We start from the raw sequence: 22,499 nt of genomic DNA, 5'->3' as shown, positions 1-22,499 counted from the left end.
GAAAGCTAAGTATGCGTAAGTATTCAAGTTCAGCCTATAGAGTTGAATATAATAAACTTGTGTAGCTTAAATTGAAGAAGACAATAACAGATGAGAATAACTGAGGGGGATTTTGGAACTGTAGGAGCGCCAGCGACCGCCTTTGTCACCGGATTCTACCGCTAAAAGCGGTAACAATCAAGAAATCTGGTGACAACAGCAGCTGAAAGTCCAAGTATTCACCGCAGTTATGAACAACATCCCAATTGGAATAATTTCAAGTTCAATCTACCCGGAACCGCCTGTGAGTACTGAACGGAGCTGCTGAAGAGCTTTGTTCGTGGCTTTAAAGGCGGTTTTTGCTGTGCAGTAGCGACATTTTTCAGCCCCAGGACCGACCCGCGAATCCGCCTGCCGCCGCTGGGCGCTTTCCCGCAAGCTCTGTAAACTAAAGGCATCCAAGCACGGAATGTAAATAAACAATGAGCCCGCCTTCCAATTTTAAGCAACTAATGTGTATTTTTCATTATTTCCAAGAAAAGGAGGACGCACTATAATATAACGATATTCGATTATAGTGGAGGATGAATTTGGTATGAGTGAGAATTTGCTTCCAATTCTGCTGGATATTCCAGAGAGCTTTGAAACGGAGCGCCTGCTCGTCCGGGCTGCGCGGCCGGGAGACGGGGCGGAAATGAATAAGGCGATCGGAGAGAGCCTGAACGAGCTGAAGCCGTGGATGCCTTTTGCCCAGAGCATGCCGGCGGTGGAAGAGACCGAGGTCTATGTCCGGGAGTCGCGGGTAGCGTATCTGAAGCGCTCGACACTGAATATGCAGATCTACAGCAAGGTGGACGGCACATATATCGGCAACATCGGCCTGCATCATATCGACTGGGATTGCCGCCGTTTCGAGACAGGCTATTGGATTAGGAGCTCATGCGCGGGCAACGGATACATCACGGAAGCGGTGAACGGAATTACCGCCTTCGCAATACGAGAGCTGGAGGCCAGCCGGATTGAGATCCGCTGCAGTGCGCGGAATGCCAAAAGCGCTGCTGTCGCCGAGCGTGCCGGGTTCACGCTGGACGGCATTTTGCGCCGGAGCACACGCGAGGCGGACGGGGAACTCCATGACAGCAAAGTGTACGCTAAGGTGCGGGGTGTTGAATTCTAAAGGGAGATGATGATGTGAAGAAGAAGAAAGGTGCTTTTGCCAGATTAAGTACATACATGCTCAGACATAAGCTGATTTATAGCATATTACTGCTAGTTACCCTGTTTAGTATTGTCCTTGATCTGACGATGGCCTGGTTCCTGTCCCGGATTACGGATGCGGCGGTCCGTCTGGACGTAGAGGCTTTTACAGACCTTGCCTGGTTCGGAGTTATATTCTTGACGGTCGCCGGAATCAACACCTTTCTAAGTGTGTATCTCAAAACCAATATCTCGGCCAAAATCAGAAATGAACTGCGCCAGGACATGATGGGACATACCCTGGCTTTGCCGCAGTCTTATTTCGACCGCAATCATTCAGGCGATCTGTTGTCCCGGTTCACGAACGACAATCAGTCGGTCGGTGAAGCCTGCGGACATGTCATGATGGACCTGCTGCGCAATCCGCTGCTGGCGGTGGCCTCCTTCGCTTATCTGATCTATATCAACTGGCTGCTTGCGCTGATCTGTCTGTCCGTAGGGCCGCTGCTGTTCCTGACCGGCAAAATATTCGGCAATGCGATGCGTGCCAACAGTGTGCGGGTACAGGAAAATATGAGCAGAACGACGGCTTTTCTGAATGATATCCTGGGCAGCAGCATGGTGTTCAAAGCGTTCTCGATTGAGCGCAGGCTGCAGAAGCAGTATATAGAATATAGTGAGAGCATTGCCTCCGGGGAGAAGAAGAAGGCGAGAATCGAAGGAGCAACGGGGGCGATCTCCTCTGTACTGGGCAACCTTACCTTCCTGCTTGCGCTGGTCATTGCCGGGTGGTTTGTGGCCAAAGGTTCGCTTGAAGTCGGGGCGATGATTGCCTTCATCCAATTGATGAATTATCTGGTGGGGCCGTTCTCGGTACTGCCGGGCCTGGTCGCTTCCATGCAGCAGTCGCTGGGTGCGGCGGAACGGATTTTTGAAGTGATGGATGCTGCTCCCGAGGTTGAGGTACTGCCTGACCAGCAGATGCAGCAGCCTGATTTCAATGTGCTACAGCTCGCAGACCTGTCGTTCGGATATCCGGAGAGTGAGAAGCAGAGTCTAAGCAAGGTTAACCTGGAGTTAACGCGCGGAAAGCAGATGGCCGTGGTGGGTCCGAGCGGCGGCGGTAAATCCACACTGTTCAAGCTGCTGCTCGGTTTCTACAAACCGGATGCAGGTGGGATTTCAATTAATAATCAGGCGATTGCCGGGATGCCGCTTGAGCAGCTGAGAAGTTATTTCGCCTATGTTCCCCAGGAGTCGGGTCTGTATACTGGAAGCATCCGTGATAATATCGGTAACGGAAGACCGGGGGCTACGGAAGAAGAGATTATAGAAGCGCTGCGGCAGGCGAACGCTTATGATTTCGTGATGGAGCTGCCGGAAGGCATCCACACCGATATTGGTGAGCATGGTTCGAGATTGTCCGGAGGGCAGAGACAGCGTCTCTCCATTGCCCGAGCGATGCTGAAGAACGCGCCGATTCTGCTGCTGGATGAAGCTACGGCGGCACTCGACAATGAGTCGGAGAAAATGGTCCAGCAGGCGATCCGCAAGCTGATGAAGGATAAAACAACGTTGGTCATCGCCCACCGCCTCTCAACCATCCAGAATGCCGATATTATTCTGGTGATGGAGAACGGGGAGATTGTGGAGCGGGGCGGACATGAGGAGCTGCTGGCGGCAGAGGGACGGTACTTTGAGCTGTATAATTCCCAGCTGGAGCAGGAAGCAGTGGAGGAAGGGCAATATTCTTCTCTGGGCGGTGAGAGCTTGAGCAGCGGCGGAACGACCCCCCTCAAGCAGGAGACAGCTGCGGCAGGTACGTTATAATAGTCTTCTTCAGCTATGTTCTTGGCTTTCAGCATGCGCTACGCGCTACTTGGCAGAGAGAGCGTCAATCGCTTGAACAGCCAGCTTCAAGGCTTGGAGTCTTCTTTCTAAAAGAGTTTGTTGTGGACTGCCAGCCTTGGATTTAGCGTAACTATGTTCAACAGATGGGGTTATTTCAATCAGAACTTTGCGGGCTTCTGCTATATCTTCATGGGAGTACTGATGAGGTTGTTGATTCCAGACGTTCTCCAGAACCGCTAAGCCGATGTGTGAAGCATTGAGCCGTTTCTTTACCAGCGAAATGTTTGTGCCCTTTTGAGTCATTTGCGCAAAGGCATTTTCGAGTTTTTTGATGGTCGATTGCCAGGATTTAATGGATTCGAGCTGGTCCGCAGCAGATACTTCTTCCATGGATGACCCTCCTTTCTTCTTGGATTATAAAAGGTGGCTTACAGCGGTTCAATAAACTGAACCGGCGGTAAGCCACCTTTGTCATATAAGATATCCGCTCAGAGAGGAATGCCTGTTATTCTGCACCGAGAATGAATTTATCGATGGCGAATTTCACGCCGTCCTCATTGTTGCTGAGGGTAACGAAATCGGCAATTTCCTTCAGGGCAGGAATGGCATTCGCCATAGCGACACCGAGGCCGGCGGCTTCGAGCATCTCGTGATCGTTCCAGGAATCGCCGACAGCGATGGTCTCGGATAGCTCGCAGCCGAAATGCTTAGCCAGGAATTCAAGCGCCAGGCCTTTGGTGCCTTCGTGATGCATGATTTCCAGGAAATGCGGCTTGGACTTCGTGATGTGAACCGAATCACCGAGCAGATTGCGCAGGATCGGGGACAGCTCATCCAGGAAGGCCGGATCGTCGATGATGAGCATTTTAGGTGTTTTTTGCGGGACCAGCTTCTCTTCCCAATTAGGCTCAATGTAGTACTGGGTCTTGTTCAAGGCAGCATAATCGATCAGCTTCTGGTTCTCCTCACGGGCATACAGCTTGTCGTCAATGTAAGTCTGCAGATGCAGGTCATGCTCCACACAGTACTGGAACAGCTTACGCACCGCATCCTGCGGGACATAACGCTCATAGAGCACTTCTTCGTCCAGCAGATTCTTAACGAGTGCCCCCTGATAAGTGATGATCGGCACATTCAGTCCGGTCTGGCGGGCAATCGCCTGGGCGGAAGCATAAGCGCGTCCGGTAGCGAGGGTAACCACAACGCCAGCGGCAACAGCCTGTTCCAGCGCAGTTTGGGTGGCAGGGGTAACTTCCTTGTCGTCATTAATCAGGGTGTCGTCAATATCGATAGCAATCAATTTGTACATTTGGGTTCTCTCCTAAAAGGTTGGTTTAGTCCGGCTTTCCGGGGAATCTTCTATAAGAAGGGGAACGGAAGCACGACTTTTTGTCTGAAGCATGTAACTATAAAATGCTGCTAGCCCTCCGCCTGCGTCCGCGCCGGATCAGGACTCAGCTCCGCCATCAGCATGGCGGCAAGAATGCATCCACAGCCTAGCGCAGCAGACAGGCCGAGTGTCTCTCCGCCGAAGAGCAGGCCTGTTACTGCAGCGAATACCGGCTCTGTGGCATAAATAATCGCCACCCGGGACGGGGTGGTGTATTTCTGGCAGGCGGTCTGAATCCAGAAGGCGAAGGCGCTGGTCGGGCCGATGGAGATTAGCATGGCCCAGAGCACTTCCGGCTTCGCGAGCAGCTCCCCGCTGTGCATAAGCGGTGCGGGGCCATCCACCAGAAGGGTGGCCATAACGCTGAACAGGCCCACAAAGGCAAGCTGCAGCGCGGCCAGCGGCAAGGCCGGATAACGCGGCGCATATATGCCGGTATACACGATCTGCAGCGCAAAGAAGGCAGCGCAGAGCAGGATCAGGCCATCGCCCTTATTAAGGGAGAACGCAGAGCCGGTGAAGGTCAGCAGATACAGGCCAACCGCTGCGAGGCCGGCACTGAACCAGGTGTAACGGGATATGGCATGCTTCAGCAGCGCCAGAGACAGGAAAGGTACAAGTACCACCGACAGTCCGGTAATGAACCCTGTATTGGAGGTGGTGGTATACAGCAGTCCCATGGTCTGGAAGCCATAGCCCAGGAAGAGCAGCAGGCCCAGCAGCAGAGCATGCAGAACCATACGTAAGCTTAGCTTCTTCCATTCCTGACGGTAGAAGACGGCGGTAATTAGTGCAAGCAGCAGGGCGGCGCCTGTAAACCGGATGCTGTTGAAGGCAAGTGGCGGCAGTACCCGGACGGCAGATTGCACAATAAGAAACGTACATCCCCACATCATCGCCACCAGCAGCAGACTTAGATCGGCGATTCGGGAGCGGTTCACAGGGTGTCATCCTTTCAGGGCCGTATGAGTTGTCCAAATTGTATCCTAAATCAGGGGGCAGGACAAGCCGAAACTGCGTAGCGGCCGTGTCCGCACGGGATGAAGGAGGCCTGTAGCCCGTTATACGCTGGACAAAAAAGGAAAGCCTTGGTATACTTCGATAACCGCACACTTGTTCTTATTTCGGGCATCCAGAATCATTATACTCTCATATGAAGGAGCGGATTCACCATGATGGGCAAATCCCATTTAGTTATCAGCACCGGGGTTACCTTGTCCGCCATGAGTTTGCTTGGGCTTGAAATCACTCTTCCGGCCGTCGCCGTTGCGGTGGTCAGCTCGCTGCTGCCCGATATCGACGAGCCGAATTCACTGCTGGTACGCAAGGCAGTTCCCGAGTTTCTGCTGCGTATCCTGCAGGTATCCCTGATCGGGGCAGCTATTTATCTTTATTTTGCCGGAATCGCTGCTCCGCCGTGGAATATTGCCCTGGCTCTGCTGGTCGGCAGTGTGTCTTTCCTGCCGGGCCGCAGGCTGAGGCATCTGGTGATGCTGCTGATTGCGCTGGCGCTGTTTGCTTTTGCCGATGCCTATGATCCATGGAACTATATTGCCGCCTGTGTGCTGGTCGTAGCTTCCGTTGTCCCGCACCGGGGAATCACGCATACGCTGTATGCCGTGGCCGGCTGGGGGGCGCTGCTGTATTTTGTATCAATGGGCATGGATGACGGCGGCAGTCTCTGGATTGCCGGGAGTATGTCCTACGGCCTGCATCTGCTGGCCGATTCCCTGACCCAGCGCGGAATTACGCCGCTGCCCCCGCTGCCGGTCAAGCTGCGGCTGAAGCTGATGAGCACCGGCACGAAGAAAGGTAATGCAGTGGAGAAGGTGTGCGTAATGCTTACGCTGGCGCTGGTTGTCTATGTTTTTGTGCTTACGCCTTCTTTGGTGTAAAGGGCAAGCAAGAGCTGGGCAGCAGCTTAAGAGATGAACAACGAGATAAGAGATGGACGGCAAGACAAGAACCCCACGATCAGCTGCGCAGGATGCGGCAGGATAGCGGGGTTCTTTTTACTGTATAAGTACCTGCTTGCCGGAGTGGTGTCTGCGGTGCAGAGCCCTACTCCTCAAGAAATACCAGACCGATGAAGTCCTCCGGCTCAATGCGGCCGAAGTAATGCTTCAGATCGAGATCAGCCAGTGCCTCTCTGACCTCAGCTTCCGCATAACGTTTGCCGCGCAGCGCGTTCTCCACATCCGCCACATCGCCGACACCGAAGAAGTCCCCGTAGATTTTGATCTCGCGGATGATGGAATCCTCAATGTCCATGCGGATATCCACTAGACCGGCCGGGAATTTGCGGGTGTGCTTCACATTGCTCTTCGGCGACAGGCCGTAGTTCCAGTCCCAGTTCTGGTAGTGTTCCTTGGAGATTTCATTGATCCGTACCCAGTCATCCATTGTCAGCTTGTACTGGGGAACCTCGGACGCCTCCATACCGAAGATGGAACGCAGCAGACCTTCGCGGAACTCCTCAATCGTCATATCGGGGTTGCCCAGCAGCTCCTTGATATTGGCTACACGGCTGCGTACGGACTTGGTGCTCTTCGACTTGAACTTCTCGGGATTTACGTTGAGTGAAGCCTGCACATCATCCAGATTAAGGTCAAACATCAATGTGCCGTGGCTGAACATGCGTCCGCGTGTGGAGAACTGGGCATTGCCGGAGATTTTCTGCTCCCCGACCTGAAGATCGTTGCGTCCACTCAGCTCGGCATTCACTCCCATCGACTGCAGATAATCAATCACAGGCTGGGTGAATTTGAGGAAGTTATGGAAAGACTGTCCGTCATCCTTGGTAATGAAGCTGAAGTTCAGATTGCCCAGATCATGATAGACTGCGCCGCCGCCGGATAACCGCCGTACGACCTGGATATTGTTGTCCTTCACATATTCCTGGTTGATCTCTTCGATGGTGTTCTGATGCTTGCCGATAATAATCGACGGGCTGTTGATATAAAAAAGCAGATAGCTCTCGTCCATCGGCAGGTTCTTGAGTGCAAATTCCTCAATTGCCAGATTGACCGATGCGTCTGTAATTCCGGTGTTATCGATAAAAAGCATAGTGATTCCTCCGCTTGGCCATAGTAAACTGCTGTACTTATTCTAAACTAAAAGAGAGATTTCCACAAAATCGAAAGTTTAACTTATCCGGCTGGCGTTACGCAAGGGCCGCCAGTTTACCCTCCATTGAGGCTGCAAGCGGACTTCTGCCGGCAGAATAAGCTTCGCCCGGTACTTCTCCGCTTGATAAGTGCCTGGGATCATCATGCCGGGCGCACCTGTGCGTTGCTGTAAGAGCATTGACGTACTTCCGGCAATAGGCCGATAATTGGGTGAAGGATTGCTAAGTTTCACACAGATTGTTGTATGAGATACAAGAATTGTCCTGCTAAACCGCTTGGAGGGGACGAAATGCTGCCTTTTATACAACAGTTCTGGATTATTGGCGGGATCATGCGGAGAATGTTGTATTATGGGCAGGATTATTGCAGCGGCTGATCCGCTACTCAAATAAGTGTAGTTCAATTAAATTAATGAAGTAATGATTGAGCGTAAAGGGAGTGTACTCATGCTTGAAAAATACGGACACGGCGGCGATCTGCTGACAGCGGCCGAGCTATACGGGGAGAATAGCGGCGGCTTCCTGGATTTCAGCGCCAATATTAATCCGCTGGGCCCGCCGCCGGGGGTGCTCGCGCTGCTGCGGGATGCGGTCTCCGCGATTACAGCTTATCCTGATCCGGGACACCGGAGGCTGAAAGCGCTGCTCGCGGAAAATCTGGGAGTGGGCATGGACTGGATTACCGTTGCCAATGGAGCCGCCGAGTCGATGGCCCTGCTTCTGCTGGCGGCGGCCCCGCGCCGCGTAGGCATCGTCGAGCCCTGCTTCTCCGAATACCGCCAGCTGGCGGAGCAGTTCGGTGCAGAGGTTTTGTCCGTTCAAGGGACCCGCGGCAGCGATTACCGGGCCTCCGTGGACGAGATCTCCGGCCTGCTGGAGCAGACGGATCTGCTGTTCCTCGGCCAGCCGAATAATCCGAACGGCGTCCAGTATCCGCTGGACGAGCTGCGGGTGCTGGCCCGCAGGGCGGAAGCCTGCGGGACGATTCTTGCCGTGGATGAAGCGTTCATTGACTTCATCCCGGAGGCGGACCGGCAATCCCTGTTGCCGGAGCTGGGGGCTTACCGTCATATGGTGCTGGTGCGCTCGATGACGAAGTTCTTCGCCATTCCCGGGCTGCGGCTGGGCTTCACTGCCGCACATCCGGAGCTTGTCGCGGCAATGACCGGCAAGCAGGTGACCTGGAGCGTGAACGGCCTGGCCCTGCTGGCCGGGGAAGCTTGTCTGCAGAGCGGCGACGGCTACGTGCAGGAGACGCGCGCGCTGATCGCAGCAGAGCGGCAGCTGCTGCGCCAAGGTCTGCTTGAGCTCGGCTGCGAAGTGCCGCCGGGCGAAGCGAACTTCCTGCTGCTGCGGCTGCCCGCTCCGTGGAGCGCGCAGGAGCTGCAGCAGCGGCTGGGCGCGGGCGGCATTCTCGTCCGCAGCTGCGCGATGTACCCCGGCCTTGAGCCGGGGCATATGCGCGTCGCGGTGAAGGGCCGGGCGGACAATGCCCGGCTGCTGCGGGAGCTGGGGGCGCTGCTGCGGGCGGGGATCTGAGAGCTGAGAGCTGCAGCAGTTGAGAGCGTGCCAGCCGCCAGTGAGCCAGCCGCCAGCCGTTAGCGAGCCAGAAGCCAGCCAGAAGCCAGCCAGAAGCTAGCCGCAGGGGGCCAGAAGCCAACAGTTAGCGAGCCAGCCGTCAAAGGTTCTCCGACTCACTTCGCTCGGTGTGCACGCAGCCTCTCCACAAGAAATAAGTGGAAAAAGAGCATTTATTTAGCCTGAACCAGACAATTTCGGGACAGCAGTTGGAAAAAGTACATCTATTCGTCCCGCATCCCCGTTTGGAGGCGGAATCAAGAGAATTAGATGCCATTTTTCCACTTAATAAACGCATATACGGTTAAATCATATAATTAAATGTCATAAATCCACTTATTTAGCCGGCTTTAGCACGGAACGGAACCCGTCTCTTACCAGAAGGGTTCATCATCTATTAATGTACAAAGAAATCGCTCCTTTTGAAATGGCGGGTAGTACCTCCATTAATTACAGGAACGGTTTTTTTTGTGTTGTTTTGAAGTATGTATGTTACCGAAAAGTTAATTCGCCACGCGTTCACCCGCAGACTTGTTACTAAGCGTGCATGAACCCAAACATTATGTTTACCCGGATGGCCGGGCCGTAAAGAGGTAAAAAAAGTCGGCTGGATGTAAAGATATTCGTATGTTTAAATTTGCCGGGTTTTTATATGCTTAAATCAAATACACAAGGAGGTTAAAGAATGCTCAGAATACCCTTACGAAAAATCCCCGTCTTGATATTGCTGGCTTCACTGGTCCTATCCTCAACCCCGCTTGGCCAGCCCCAGGCCGCCTATGGAGCAGACGGTGCAGACGCCGCTATAAGCTCCCCCGCACTTGATATTACCCAAAGTAAAGTAGAAGGTGAGTATGCGCTGGATCTGTCGGAGGTTGGGAATGTAGACTGGCTGCATCTGAAAGGCAACGGCCCGGATGACATCATTCAGATTAAAAAGGCCGTTCCCAGCTCTGTAACCTTCAGCGTGTACGGGAACGGTACGACAAGTACCGAAGGGAAGCCAGATAGGGGCAATGACGGGAATTATTTGTCCTATTCCTGGAATGACGGCATGGCAGGTTATGAAAGGGCTGTCAAGGATACCGGATTCGGCGTGTTTTTCCCCAAGAACAGAGATTCGGGGATATACGGGGATGTAGGCTGGACCTTCCAAGTTGCCCCGCAGCCGCAGGAGTCAACGGTCGTATTCGGCATCGGGTTATGGCAGGCGAAAGCTGCTGTGAGGATCTATGCAGATATGAACCTCATGGAGACGAAGGAGATCAGTGCGGGTGGGACTTCGGAAGTATATAAGTATCAGATTAAGGTGCCAGCCAATGTGCAACTAAGAGTTGAGGGTCTGCAGGCAGAAACCCTTTCGAGGTACGGTAACATGTCTTTCTCGGGACTTGCGGTAAGCAGCAAGGAGGTAGCCGATAAAAGCATGCTCCAGCTTGCCTATAATCAGGTGAAGGACAAACTCCAAGGTGTATACACGGATGAATCCTGGCAGGACTTTGCCAAGGCAAGGATTGAAGCCAAGGAGGTTCTGGACAAGCAGGATGCCCTACAGGAGGAAATCGACCGTGCCCTGTCGCTTCTGGAGCAGAAGCAAGCGGCTCTGGTAAGAAGAGAAACCAATCTGATGATCGATTACACAGGTGCTGCGGAGAATGAATACGAATTCGGCAGTAATGGGGATCAGCAGGACAGATATCAGACCTTTACGGCTCAGGAGAGCTTCGAGATGCAGTACGCACAAGTAAATGTGAGAAAAATGTCCAATAGCGTAAGCGACTTGACCGTGAAGCTATATGGGACAGACCCTTCCGGCTTCCCGGCAGGTACTCTTCTTGCAGAAACAGTGGTCAGCCGTGACCGTGTTGCGGACGGTGAAATGACTACGATTCCACTCCGTTATAGTCTCGCCGGAAATACACGGTACGCTCTGGTTTTATCGCAGAAGAATCTGTCCGCCGGCAAATACCGCTGGATGGTCATGAAGAAGAACGGGGAAACGGCAAGTGAATTTTTCGGCAAAAGTGTCTCCGGTGCCTTCCAATCCGAAGCACATCTGGGCACCGGCATCTTAAGAATTATTAAGAATACGGATGTGGACAGAACCGCCTTACAGGCCTTAATCGATGATATTGCCAAATCTAACTACAACAGCAGGCTGTACACCGTGCAGTCGTGGTCTGCACTCGAAGCTGCGTTGGCTAATGCCGGCCTGGTTTTGAACGATTTTGACGCTGACCCGGAGGAGATCAATGCAGCGCTCAGCCATTTACAGGAGGCAAGGGGCCAGCTGGAGATTAATATGGATATGGCGGCGATTGCCGGGCAGATCGATCTTATTAGCCGGGCCGTCATCAAAGGCTACACCCTCAGTTCCCTGAACACCTTGAATGCAGCTGTGCAAGCCGCCAAGGCGCTGGATGTTAACGCTCCGGATAACGAGAAGCTGACCGCCTTCTCCACTGTTTTGGAAGCGGTTCATAATTTGAAGACCGCAGGCAAATACCAGTACGATACGCATGCGCAAATGACAGCAGCCTTCGGCTTCGAAGGCGACAAGAATGCTTCGCTTGCTTTTCTGGACGGATCATATCAGATCGGCGGAAGCCGTCCGGAGCAGCATGGTCCGGTAGCCCCTAAGCAAATGGTCACGTTCGGAGTTGCAGATACAAGCAACATCCAGTGGACCAAGGGGGAAGGTTATTTACCTGTAATGATCAGTGAATATACGAAGAATAAAGTAGACTACAAGATTGAGACCTTCGCCAACAAGCACACGGTGGACCAGAAGGATTATGTCGTCAACTATTCCAGAGTCACGGCTACGAATCATTCAGGCGAGCTCATGCTGCTGCCGGTCGTCTCGGGCAATCTGGTTCCAATCAATGCGGACGCTGTAAATATGTACACCGTTCAGCCGGGCGGGAGCGTTGTCAGGGAATATGCAATTGAAGCTGATAAATATGAATATTTTGACAAGAACGTGACCCGGTTTACTTCCTTGACCAAAGAGCAGGTGGCGGGTCTGGGAACCTTCGAAGCCAACTACAGTGAGATGAAAGCTTATTGGCTGAATAGACTCTCCGCAGTAGTGGATATCGGCTTGCCGAACCGGGAGCTTGAGAATGCGTTCAAATCCGGCTATATCGATACGCTGATTATTAAAGATGATACGTATCTGCATGTGGGTGAAAACGGCTATGCCCGGTTATTCTCCCATGATACGCTGGGCATTCTGGTAAATCTGATTCAGAGCGGGGATTTCGCTCATGCGCAGGATTATCTGAAGAGTATCCCGCTGACAGGCGGAATCAACATTGAGACGGGTCAGGTGGACAGCAATCTGTATTGGGATACCAACTGGAAAATTCCATGGGCCTACGCTGTTTACTTAAGTAAAACCGGTGACGCCTCTATCTTCGATGAGCAGATGACCGCCGATGACGGCTCTACCGGCACCGTATTTGAGAAGCGGGTTAAATTCGGAGCGCGAACCATTGAGAGTGACCGCAACGCTGACGGAATTATGAAAAAAACGTATGCGATTGATTCCGAGGGCAACTGGACGATCGACAATTACTCTGCCCTGACCGGTCTGACCGCTTATGAATATGTAACCCGCGAACTCTACCGTTTAAAAAATGATGAAACCTATTTGCAGGAAGCGGAGTGGGCAAAAGCAAGGTATGACGACTTATTGGCCAAATTCACAGCCAAGCTGCAGCAGACGATAACCGAAGAAGGGCTTGATTATATTCCGGCATCGGTCGTTGAGACCAATGATGAGAACCGGATGAGAGACTCCAGAGATGCGAACTGGGCCTCCATGTTCCTGTTCGGCAGATGGCACTGGGACGGGTATCTGTATGGGGCAGAGCAGCCCGAGGATAATATCAACCTGAAGCTGCTGGATGATACGTATTCCTATGGAATCAACCGGCGTATCCAGGAGGATACGACAGATTCTCCTTACAATTTCGGGGGTTATCCGCATGGCTTCTACTCAAGCGCATATAATGCCGGTTACGGAAGCGCTGCACTGCGCGGAGAAGAATACCGGGATATGGGCATCAAAGCGTATGAATTCATGATTGAAAATTCGATGAGCGGGCCGTTCAGCTGGTGGGAAGGGATCAATTATCCTGTCGCAGGAAGCCCTTGGGCACAGACGAATGATCAGCTGAACCTTCAGAATACACCGGGCGGCGGCGGATCAGCCCAGCATATGTGGGGACAATCCGTGAACTCCAAGGTGCTCATTGATTCCCTGATTGCCGAGCGGATTTATGATCAGAATCAGAAGGCTGAGATTATTGTAGGCCGCGGGATCCCTAAGGAGTGGGTCAAGGACGCTGCCAAGAACAATAATGTGGTGGCCAGTGTGCAGAATTACCCCGCTCTGCAGGGCGGCAGAGTCGGGTACAGCATTGTAAGACAAGACAATCAGCTCGTGGTGACCTTCAGCAGCGATTTGAGTCAGGCGAAGGTAGAGGCCGGAGGGGCCAGCTTCAGTGTCCAATTGCCAAGCATGGTGAACAATATTACGGATGTATCTGCAGGCATAATGGATAACAGCAAAGGTATCGTTACGGTCCCGTTAAATACAGCCTCAGTAACGATAACTTTAGGGGATTTACCGAAACCGCTGGCTGTTAACTTAGATAAGGATAAGCTTGAAATTGTTTATGCTGATGGAGACCTCCAGACCTCGGTTACGAAAGACGTTATTTTGCCGGCAGCAGGCGAACATGGAAGTGAAATTACCTGGACCTCAAGTAATCCCGATATCATCTCCAGTAAAGGGGAGGTTAAACGTTCGGCGAGCACAACCGGGGTGACTTTGACGGCCACTCTGAAGAAAGACGGGGCAGAGGCCCAGAAAAGCTTCGTATTGACGGTGCTAAAGGCAGACACCAAGCCTGACGGAGGCACGGATACAGGGAACAATGGCAACAACGGTAACAACGGTAATAACGGCAACAACGGCAATAATGGGAATGCGGGTAACAACACAGGGAATACCGGTACTATCGGCACTATCGTAACCACCGGCAATACGGGCAGCATAGGCGGCGCAGGAAATACAGGCGATGGCGGTATGGCTACTCAGCCTGCGTTCAAGGATGTAGAGAAGCACTGGGCAAAAGAGAGCATTATAACTGCGGCGCAGCGCAAGCTGGTGAACGGTTATGCAGACGGAACCTTCCGTCCGGACGGAGCCGTTACGCGCAGTGAATTCGCGGTGATCCTGGGTCGCGCCTTACAGGTGGACCTTGCGCTATCCGGACTTTCCTTCACGGATGAAGGCAGCATTCAGCCATGGGCGGAGCCGTATGTTGCCGCTGCGGTTAAATCCGGCTGGATTACAGGCTATACGGATCAGTCCTTCCGGCCCGGCGGAAAGATTACCCGCCTGGAGATGATTGCCATGATTGTCCGGGCGCTGGAATGGAAGACAGACTCCAAGGCTAAGGCAGCTTTTGTAGATGCGGAGCTTATTCCTTCATGGGGTCAGCCGTATGCGGCAGCCGCCTATGAAGCGGGTCTGGTTGAAGGCCAAGGCAATAACCGGCTGGCTCCGAATGATCAGGCAACGCGGGCAGAGGCAGTAACCCTGATTCTAAGACTGTTAGACATAACTGAACAGCAGTAGCATACGGCAGAGCAAGCTGGCGTCCGGATTTCCGGCGTCAGCTTTTTGTTTGCAGGCTACAAACATTGATACAGAGAAAACGAGATACTATATAATGATATAGTCGGTTTAGGAATAGTTTACTGCGTGAGAGGAGCGGATGTAACGTGAAAGAAGTGAATGTGAATCTACCCTTTAATCTTGACGGTGGATTGGCAGTGTACCAGAGCAGGGTCTGGCAGGGACTAACGCTGGAGTGGCGGGAAGGCCATCTGCTGCTGGAATTTCCGGCTGAGGTAGACAGTATATCAAGCGCAGTGTATGGCGGAGGAACAGGCCGCCTGAAGCGGGCGGTGAACCAATATGTCACCCGGGACTACGAATGCAGCAATCCGGTACGGGATATGGAAAATAAGCTGCAGGAGTGGGGTTATCCGCTGGAAGGCTGTGCCGGACTGATGACGGCAGTTCCGCTTGAACATGCCGCTGTTGCCGAGGAGGATACCGGCTCTGCGGGGATAATGTGCTGCGTGACAGCGGCTGCGGGCAATGCCGCCCGCGCCGGATCGCAGCGCAGCGTGCTGGCGGCTTACCGCCCGGGCACGATCAACATCATGCTTGGCATTGACGGCTGGCTGTCGCCGTCTGCCATGGTCAACGCCGTGATGACGGCCACGGAAGCGAAGGCTGCCGCACTGGCGGATCTCGGAATCACGGATTCCGAGAATGGGCTAACCGCAACCGGAACCACCACGGATGCGATCGTGCTCGCGGTGAGCGGAAGCCGCCGCTACGCAGCGGAGCATGTCTACGCCGGAACTGCGACTGACTTGGGCGGAGCCATCGGCAGGCTGGTGTACAGTGCGGTGACGGAAAGTCTGAGTTCGGTGAAGGCGGCAGAGGCTGCGCGGAGAGCGGAACTAGCTAACTTGGCGCAGGCAGAGCAACTTGCAGCTTCTGCGGAAACTGGGCAAGCTGCGGGTGGAGAAGAAGCAGTTGCAGTCGAAGCAGTAGTGGCAGCTGAACTGTTACCGCCTCAAGAAGCACTAAATGGGCAGCCCGGCCATCTGATGAAGGGCGGCCGGGAATAATGTCTGGAATGATGAAGAAGGACCGCCAGGAACCGCAGCGGGGTGAACCAAGGTGAAGCTTGCCATCATACTGTTGGCCGCTTATGTTGTGGACCGGATTGTCGGCGATCCGCGTAATCTTCCCCATCCCGTTGTCTATATGGGGAAGGCCATCAGCGCGATAGAGCAGCTTATCCGCCGCTTCGCATCGGCGCCCCGCGCCCTGAAGCGGGCGGGGCTGCTGCTTCCGCTCCTGGTAGCAGGAGGCGCATGGGTGCTGACAGCGCTGCTTGTCATGCTACTCTATAAGATATCCCCCTGGCTGTCCGGGGCTGCCGAAGTATGGCTGATCTCCACAACGATTGCCTCCAAAGGGTTGAAGGATGCAGGGTTGGCGGTATTCGCAGAACTCCGCCAAGGAGATATTCCCGCTGCCCGCAGAGCGCTGGGAATGATCGTCGGCCGGGATACGGCGCATCTGGAGAGCCCGGAGATCGTCCGCGGCACAGTGGAAACAGTGGCGGAGAACATCGTCGACGCGATCATCTCGCCGCTGTTCTTCGCCCTGCTGGGCGGGGCTCCGCTGGCTATGGCTTACCGTGCGGTGAACACGCTGGATTCCATGGTCGGCTACAAGAACGACAAGTACCGCGACCTCGGCTGGGCATCTGCCCGTCTGGATGACGTGGTCAATTACATACCGGCGCGGATTACAGCGCTATTGCTAACCTTGTGTGCAGCTCTGCTGCGGCTGGACTGGCGGAGATGCTGGCGTTCCGTGCGGAGGGATGCACGTCTTCATCCCAGCCCGAACAGCGGCTACCCGGAATCGGCAGTTGCCGGAGCACTGGGCATCCGCCTGGGCGGAGAAAATGTATACCACGGCGTAACCTCCTTCCGCGCTTACATGGGGGATCCCCTGCGGACAATGGAGCCGGAGGATATTATCGTGACTTCGCGGATGATGATGCTGTCTTCAGCCATATTTGTCTGCCTGTGTGCAGCGGTTGCCTTGTTATGGCAGGGGATGGGGGGCTGAGCGGAGTGCAGATGGACAAGGACGAGGGTAAGGATACGGACAAGGACAATGACAAGGACAATGACAAGGGCAAGGGCAAGGGCAAGGGCAAGGGCAAGGGCAAGGGCAAGGGCAAGGGCAAGGGCAAGGGCAAGGGCAAGGGCAAGGACAAGGACAAGGACAAGGACAAGGACAAGGACAAGGATGCGGACAATGACAAGATAAGCCACTTGAAGGATTCGGCTCTGGTAGCTCGCAGCGTTCTAAGTAACCCGGCACCGCAGCAGGAGTTGGGGCTGGGGCTAGGGCGGGAGTTGGAGCAAGAGCTGGGGCTAGGGCAGAAGTTGGAGCAGGAGCTGGCGCGGGAGCCTCAACATGAGCAGGAACTGGAGCAGGAGTTAGAACTGGAGTTGGAGCAGGAGCAGGAACCTCAACTGGAATTAGAGCTGGTGCTTATCCGCCATGGGCATACGCAGTGGAACAAGGAGCGCCGTTATTTGGGCAGCACCGATCTGCCGCTGCTGCCGGAGGCGCGTCAGCAATTGTCCGCACTAAGCGACCAGTCGGCGCTCGGCGGGGAATTCTGGCGTGTCTATTGCAGTGACCTGCTCAGGTGCAGGGAGACGCTGGCAGCTGTGGCTCCACACCTGGAGCGGCAGGCCATCTATGATTCGCAGCTGCGCGAGCTGGATTTTGGTGCTTGGGAAGGCGGCGATTATGAGCAGCTGAAGGATAACGGGCATTACCGCAGCTGGATTGACCACCCCGAATTAGTAACACCGCCGGAAGGGGAAGCGTGGGAACAATTTGAAGCCCGGGTGGATGATTTCTGGACTCAGCTGGAGCAGGAACTGGAGCATACAAGCATTAACAGGGGGATGCCCTGGATTGAAACCAGCGAACCAAGGGTGGTTCCACCAGCGGTAGTTCCACCAGTGGCAGATTCACCAGTGCCCATTTCATCTGTGATAGTTCCACCAGTACCAGATTCACGAGTGCCGATTCCATTTGCGGCAGTTCCACCAGCGGCAGATTCACCAGTACCAATTTCATCTTCGGCAGTTTCACTAGTGCCAGACTCATCACCCAATCCCCGCCTCCGCGCGTGCTGATTGTGACTCATGGCGGCATCATCCGGCTGCTGCTGGCGCGTCTGACCGAAGGAGTAACCTTCTATACAGTAGCTGCACCCGCTCCGGGTGAAGTCACTGTACTGAATCTTCGGAAGGATGAAGGAGCCTGGCGCATGATGCCACGCGAAGTGTAGCTACCGCAGCTGGACTAGGGACCGCTACAACTCGGGTGCGAAAAACCGAATACAATGCGCCGCCGATAGGGTTAATTAGCCAAATTTATGCGAAAAACCGAATACAATGCGCCGCCGATACGGTTAACGAGCCAAATGTATGCGAAAAACCGAATACAATGTACCGCTGTTCGGGTTAACAAGCCAAGTGTATGCGAAAAACCGAATACAATGCACCGCCGATAGGGTTAACGAACCAAATGTATGCGAAAAACCGAATACAATGCGCCGCCGATACGGTTAACGAGCCAAATGTATGCGAAAACCGAATACAATGCACCGCCGATAGGGTTAATTAGCCAAGTGTATGCGAAAAACCGAATACAATGCGCCGCCGATACGGTTAACGAGCCAAATGTATGCGAAAAACCGAATACAATGCGCCGCCGACAGGGGTAACGAGCTAAATGTATTCGAAAAACCGAATACATTATCCCCCTTAGAACCACAGCCGGAAGAAAATCCCGGGGCTGTGGTTCTTTTTTTACGGCGGCGTCTGTGCCATGATAGCTATGGGGGCGATAGCGGTATGTTTAAGGATTTCAAGCTCATTGCCGGACGTCCGGTATATATCCAGGTGAAGGATTACATGAAGCATCTTATTATCAAAAGCGCGCTCCAGGGCGGGCAGAAGCTCCCCTCAACACGGGAACTCAGCACACTCCTCAAGGTCAGCCGCAACTCGATTATCTCGGCTTATGAGAGTCTGGAGGATGACGGCTTCGCGTATACGGTGCAGGGCCAGGGGAGTTATGTCTCACATGGCGCAGCAGCGGGGCACGGAGATCCGGAAGCGGCATCCTGGAGCGTGGACTGGAAAGAGCGGCTCAGCGGCCAGGCGCTGCTCGCGGAAGAGCTGGACATTATGAAGCGGGGAATCCGCGCGGGGAAAGGAACGATTTCTTTTACCAGTATCGCGCCGGATGAGAGCCTCTTCGATCTGGATCATGTCCGAAGAGCTTTTCTGGAACGCATGTCCGTGGAGGGCAACGTTCTGCTGAATTATGGATATGCCAAGGGATATAAACCTTTAATAGATTATTTGCGGCAATATATGGAGCACAAGGGCGTGGATATGCGCGGGAAGGATCTGCTGATTACGAACGGGTTCACGGAGGGCTTCGACATAGTGTTGTCTGCTCTGGGTAAGCGGCATGGCGCTGTGATCTGTGAGAACCCGACGCATCATACGGCGATCAAGAATCTGAAGCTGCACGGCTTCGGGATACACGGGGTAACGATGGAGCGGGATGGCATCCACCTCGGCGAACTCAAGCGCGCGCTCGAAGAGCGGGAATACGACTGTGCGTATCTGGTCCCCTCCTACCACAATCCTACCGGAATTGTCATGTCTCCCGAGAAAAGACAAGGCCTAATGAAGCTCATGTCTGATTACAAGGTGCCGGTTATCGAGGATGGTTTCAACGAGGAGCTGCGTTATTCGGGTGCCCATGTGGCTCCGTTAATGGCGGCGGCGGGCAGCGGGAACAGTGTCATCTACCTCGGCAGCTTCTCCAAAGTGCTATTCCCCGGACTGCGGGTGGGCTGGGTGCTGGCGGATCAGGAGCTGATCTATTATCTCGAAAGTGTCAAAAGGGCACGCAGCATCCATACCTCAACGCTCGACCAGTCTATCCTGTATCAATATCTGCTGGGCGGCAATCTGGAGAAGTATCTGAAGAAGGCCCGGCTGGAGTATAAACGCAAATACGAGCTGACGCTGGCCTGCTGCAAGGAGCATATTCCGTATGCCTCATTATCGGGGGACGGGGGCTACATCTGTTTGTAACGTTCGCTGAAGGCTTCAGCACAAGGGAATTGCTGGCGGCGTGCCACAGGCAGGGGGTTATTTTTACGGCGGGAGACATCTTCTTCACAGACGGTACAGGGCAGAACACGCTGCGGCTGGGCTTCTCCAGAGTGGCGGATGAGGATATACGCAAAGGGATCGAAATTATCGGCAGGACAGCACGGCAACTTATGGGATGAAGGGGTGTACGGATATGATTAGAGTGGGAGTTATTATGGGCGGCGTATCGTCTGAATATGAGGTATCCATGAATACCGGCAGGGAGATGCTGAAGGCGCTGGATCCGGCAAAATACACCGGGATTCCGGTTCCCATCACCTCGCGTAAAGAGCTGCTGGAGGGAGTCGTGGGGCTGGACTTCGCTCTGCTCGCCCTGCATGGGACTTACGGCGAGGATGGCACCGTACAAGGTGCGCTTGAAACGCTAGGCATTCCTTATTCCGGGAGCGGCGTGCTGTCCAGCAGTCTCTGCATGGATAAAGGGCTGGCCAAGACGGTTATCCGCAGCAAAAGCATCCCCACACCCGACTGGCTGTGCTGGGACCATATCAATGAATATGCACCGGAAGCCGTGGACCGGCTGGGTTATCCGGTGATGGTCAAGCCGAATTCCGGCGGCTCCAGCATCGGCATGACCAAGGTGAACCATCCGCAGGAGCTGCGCGGGGCGGTGGAGAAGGCTTTTGCCGCGGACTGCTCGGTGCTGATTGAGCGTTATACAACAGGGCAGGAGATTACCTGCTCCATTCTCGGTGGAGAGCTGCTGCCGGTAATCGGGATTCAGTCGCTCGGTGCCGACTGGTTCGATTACAGCGCCAAATATGAGCAGGGCGGGGCGGAGGAACAGATCATCCAGTTGCCTGCGGAGGTCGAGGAACGGGTGCGTACGGCGGCACTTACCTGCTACCGGGCGCTGAAATGCGCGGTGTATGCACGGGTGGATATGCTGCTGAAGGACGGCATTCCTTATGTGCTGGAAGTGAACACGTTGCCCGGCATGACCGCAACCAGCCTGCTGCCGCAAAGTGCAAGGGCGTCTGGCATTTCCTTCACCCGGCTGCTCGATGAGATTATCAGCGGATCATTGCGGGAGCGTGGGGGGATGAGTGGAGCAGCGGAAGCACCAGAAGCACCGGAAGCACCGGAAGCACAACTGGCACAGCAAGGGGGTGGCAGGTTATGAACAGAAAACAATCTGCTTTGCCTGTGGACCGCCACCCCCGCATCCCGAGCCTCACTGGCATCTCCCTGCACAGCGACCCCATTACTCCGCGCTTAAGGGAGATCCCGCCTTCGGGCATCCGCGCTTTTTTTGATCTGGCTGCGGGTAACAACGATATTATTTCACTCGGGGTTGGTGAGCCCGACTTCGCTACTCCTGAACAGGTCAGAGCGGCCTGTATCCGCGCCCTGGACCGCGGGGAGACGATGTATACGCCTAACAGCGGGAGGATGGAGCTGCGGGAGGAGATTGCCGGGTATTTGCAGAAGGGCTTCGACCTGCAGTACGATCCTGCGGACGAAATATTGGTTACTGTAGGGAGCAGTGAAGCCGTGGATCTGGCGCTGCGCGCCTTCATCGCACCGGGCGATGAGATTCTGATTCCTTCCCCGGGTTATGTCGCCTATGCGCCTATCGCCTATCTGAATGGCGGAACGCTGGCCACGGTGGAGACGACTGTGGAGCAGGGCTTTAAGCTCACGGCCGAAGCACTGAAGCGGGCAATCACTCCGCGATCCAAGCTGCTGATGGTGAATTTTCCAAGCAACCCTACGGGGGCGGTAATGACCTATGAGGACTGGCTGCCGGTAGCTGAGGTGGTGAAGGAGCATGGGCTGATCGTGATTTCGGATGAGATCTATGCCGAGCTGACCTACGACAGCGCACATGTAAGTATTGCCTCACTCCCGGGCATGAAGGAGCGGACGGTGGTGATCAGCGGGTTCTCGAAGGCTTTTGCCATGACCGGCTGGCGGGTCGGATATGCCTGCGGGAACCGCGAACTGCTGGCGGCTATGCTCAAAATTCATCAATACACAGCCATGTGTGCGCCTGTGCTGGGACAGATCGCCGCTGCCGAATCCCTGCGCAGTGCTCTGCCGGATAAAGACCGGATGAAGGCATGCTTCAAGGACCGCCGGACGCTGTTTGTGGAGGGGCTGCGCGATGCCGGACTGCACTGCCATATGCCTGAAGGGGCATTCTACGCCTTCCCGTCCATTGCCCACACCGGCATGAGCTCGGAGGAATTCGCCTTAAGGCTGCTGAAGGAGGCGGGAGTCGCAGTTGTTCCGGGCCATGTGTTCGGGGCTGGCGGAGAAGGGTATATCCGCTGCTCCTATGCGGCTTCTACAGCGAAGCTGACCGAGGCGCTGGAGCGGCTGGAAGGCTTCATGAAGGTAAAAATCTAATTGTAAGATCAATCTATATCACCTATAATCCTTTAAGGAAGAAATAGGGATATGTTAGAATTCAATTGGCTTGCAGCCAAGTCAGCGGAAGCTCCCTTCTTCAGAGCAGGGGAGCTTTTTTTTGTGTTC

Annotated in this window: 15 protein-coding genes and 1 pseudogene; 12 read left to right on the top strand and 4 right to left on the bottom strand. The window is 54.3% G+C overall.

Features of this window, described 5'->3' with window-relative positions:
• The first annotated feature begins 574 nt into the window (after window positions 1-574).
• A complete protein-coding gene (locus NSU14_RS24500; RefSeq protein ID WP_042134392.1) occupies window positions 575-1,156 on the top strand; it encodes a GNAT family N-acetyltransferase in 582 nt (193 codons plus the stop codon).
• A gap of 14 nt (window positions 1,157-1,170) precedes the next feature.
• Window positions 1,171-3,006: an ABC transporter ATP-binding protein gene (locus NSU14_RS24495; protein WP_340947525.1), complete on the top strand. Its 1,836-nt coding sequence runs from the start codon at window positions 1,171-1,173 to the stop codon at window positions 3,004-3,006.
• A gap of 45 nt (window positions 3,007-3,051) precedes the next feature.
• On the opposite strand, the gene NSU14_RS24490 is transcribed toward NSU14_RS24495, so the two are convergent.
• The 3 genes from NSU14_RS24490 to NSU14_RS24480 form a co-directional block, all read right to left on the bottom strand.
• Window positions 3,052-3,417 carry a hypothetical protein gene (locus NSU14_RS24490; protein WP_076242400.1) on the bottom strand — a complete coding sequence of 122 codons (366 nt, stop codon included), beginning with the start codon at window positions 3,415-3,417 and terminating at the stop codon, window positions 3,052-3,054.
• A 115-nt stretch (window positions 3,418-3,532) separates the two neighbouring features.
• Window positions 3,533-4,336: a Cof-type HAD-IIB family hydrolase gene (locus tag NSU14_RS24485; protein ID WP_042134396.1), complete on the bottom strand. Its 804-nt coding sequence runs from the start codon at window positions 4,334-4,336 to the stop codon at window positions 3,533-3,535.
• A 110-nt stretch (window positions 4,337-4,446) separates the two neighbouring features.
• Window positions 4,447-5,358, bottom strand: a complete 912-nt coding sequence (locus NSU14_RS24480) for a DMT family transporter (RefSeq protein WP_340947524.1) — start codon at window positions 5,356-5,358, stop codon at window positions 4,447-4,449.
• Between the two features lie 231 nt (window positions 5,359-5,589).
• On the opposite strand from NSU14_RS24480, the gene NSU14_RS24475 reads away from it, so the two are divergent.
• The gene (locus NSU14_RS24475) at window positions 5,590-6,312 is read left to right on the top strand and encodes a metal-dependent hydrolase (RefSeq protein ID WP_340947523.1); all 723 of its coding nucleotides are present in this window, start codon (window positions 5,590-5,592) and stop codon (window positions 6,310-6,312) included.
• A gap of 166 nt (window positions 6,313-6,478) precedes the next feature.
• Here NSU14_RS24475 and NSU14_RS24470 read toward each other — a convergent pair whose 3' ends face one another.
• A complete protein-coding gene (locus NSU14_RS24470) occupies window positions 6,479-7,483 on the bottom strand; it encodes a lipoate--protein ligase (RefSeq protein WP_042134400.1) in 1,005 nt (334 codons plus the stop codon).
• 508 nt (window positions 7,484-7,991) lie between these two features.
• On the opposite strand from NSU14_RS24470, the gene cobD reads away from it, so the two are divergent.
• The 9 genes and pseudogenes from cobD to NSU14_RS24425 all read left to right on the top strand — a co-directional run bounded on the left by cobD (window position 7,992) and on the right by NSU14_RS24425 (window position 22,370).
• Window positions 7,992-9,083, top strand: a complete 1,092-nt coding sequence (cobD, locus tag NSU14_RS24465; RefSeq protein WP_340947522.1) for a threonine-phosphate decarboxylase CobD — start codon at window positions 7,992-7,994, stop codon at window positions 9,081-9,083.
• A gap of 724 nt (window positions 9,084-9,807) precedes the next feature.
• Complete coding sequence (locus NSU14_RS24460) at window positions 9,808-14,775, top strand: S-layer homology domain-containing protein (RefSeq protein WP_340947521.1); 4,968 nt, start codon at window positions 9,808-9,810, stop codon at window positions 14,773-14,775.
• Window positions 14,776-14,921: 146 nt separating this feature from the next.
• A complete protein-coding gene (locus tag NSU14_RS24455) occupies window positions 14,922-15,845 on the top strand; it encodes an adenosylcobinamide amidohydrolase (RefSeq protein ID WP_256703729.1) in 924 nt (307 codons plus the stop codon).
• 52 nt (window positions 15,846-15,897) lie between these two features.
• On the top strand, window positions 15,898-16,863 hold the full coding sequence (cbiB, locus tag NSU14_RS24450; RefSeq protein WP_042134404.1) for an adenosylcobinamide-phosphate synthase CbiB: 966 nt from the start codon (window positions 15,898-15,900) through the stop codon (window positions 16,861-16,863).
• Window positions 16,864-16,874: 11 nt separating this feature from the next.
• The gene (locus NSU14_RS24445; RefSeq protein ID WP_340948988.1) at window positions 16,875-17,954 is read left to right on the top strand and encodes a histidine phosphatase family protein; all 1,080 of its coding nucleotides are present in this window, start codon (window positions 16,875-16,877) and stop codon (window positions 17,952-17,954) included.
• On the top strand, window positions 17,948-18,109 hold the full coding sequence (locus tag NSU14_RS24440) for a hypothetical protein (RefSeq protein ID WP_340947520.1): 162 nt from the start codon (window positions 17,948-17,950) through the stop codon (window positions 18,107-18,109). Before NSU14_RS24445 ends, NSU14_RS24440 begins: the two co-directional genes overlap by 7 nt.
• 568 nt (window positions 18,110-18,677) lie before the next feature.
• Window positions 18,678-20,137 (top strand): annotated as a pseudogene (locus NSU14_RS24435) (aminotransferase-like domain-containing protein).
• Between the two features lie 14 nt (window positions 20,138-20,151).
• Window positions 20,152-21,141: a D-alanine--D-alanine ligase gene (locus NSU14_RS24430; RefSeq protein ID WP_340947519.1), complete on the top strand. Its 990-nt coding sequence runs from the start codon at window positions 20,152-20,154 to the stop codon at window positions 21,139-21,141.
• A 41-nt stretch (window positions 21,142-21,182) separates the two neighbouring features.
• A complete protein-coding gene (locus NSU14_RS24425; RefSeq protein WP_336103919.1) occupies window positions 21,183-22,370 on the top strand; it encodes an aminotransferase class I/II-fold pyridoxal phosphate-dependent enzyme in 1,188 nt (395 codons plus the stop codon).
• Window positions 22,371-22,499: the final 129 nt, after the last annotated feature.

It is taken from the genome of Paenibacillus sp. FSL R10-2771, from assembly GCF_038000205.1.
In the GTDB taxonomy this organism is placed as follows: Bacteria; Bacillota; Bacilli; order Paenibacillales; family Paenibacillaceae; genus Paenibacillus_AQ; species Paenibacillus_AQ phytohabitans.
This window is presented reverse-complemented; position numbering and strand designations above follow the sequence as displayed.

Excerpts from the sequence above, each read along its gene's own strand:
- NSU14_RS24500 (WP_042134392.1), top strand. The coding sequence starts at position 575 with ATGAGTGAGAATTTGCTTCCAATTCTGCTGGATATTCCAGAGAGCTTT.
- NSU14_RS24490 (WP_076242400.1), bottom strand. The coding sequence starts at position 3,417 with ATGGAAGAAGTATCTGCTGCGGACCAGCTCGAATCCATTAAATCCTGG.
- NSU14_RS24485 (WP_042134396.1), bottom strand. The coding sequence starts at position 4,336 with ATGTACAAATTGATTGCTATCGATATTGACGACACCCTGATTAATGAC.
- NSU14_RS24475 (WP_340947523.1), top strand. The coding sequence starts at position 5,590 with ATGATGGGCAAATCCCATTTAGTTATCAGCACCGGGGTTACCTTGTCC.
- NSU14_RS24470 (WP_042134400.1), bottom strand. The coding sequence starts at position 7,483 with ATGCTTTTTATCGATAACACCGGAATTACAGACGCATCGGTCAATCTG.
- cobD (WP_340947522.1), top strand. The coding sequence starts at position 7,992 with ATGCTTGAAAAATACGGACACGGCGGCGATCTGCTGACAGCGGCCGAG.
- NSU14_RS24460 (WP_340947521.1), top strand. The coding sequence starts at position 9,808 with ATGCTCAGAATACCCTTACGAAAAATCCCCGTCTTGATATTGCTGGCT.
- NSU14_RS24445 (WP_340948988.1), top strand. The coding sequence starts at position 16,875 with ATGGACAAGGACGAGGGTAAGGATACGGACAAGGACAATGACAAGGAC.
- NSU14_RS24430 (WP_340947519.1), top strand. The coding sequence starts at position 20,152 with ATGATTAGAGTGGGAGTTATTATGGGCGGCGTATCGTCTGAATATGAG.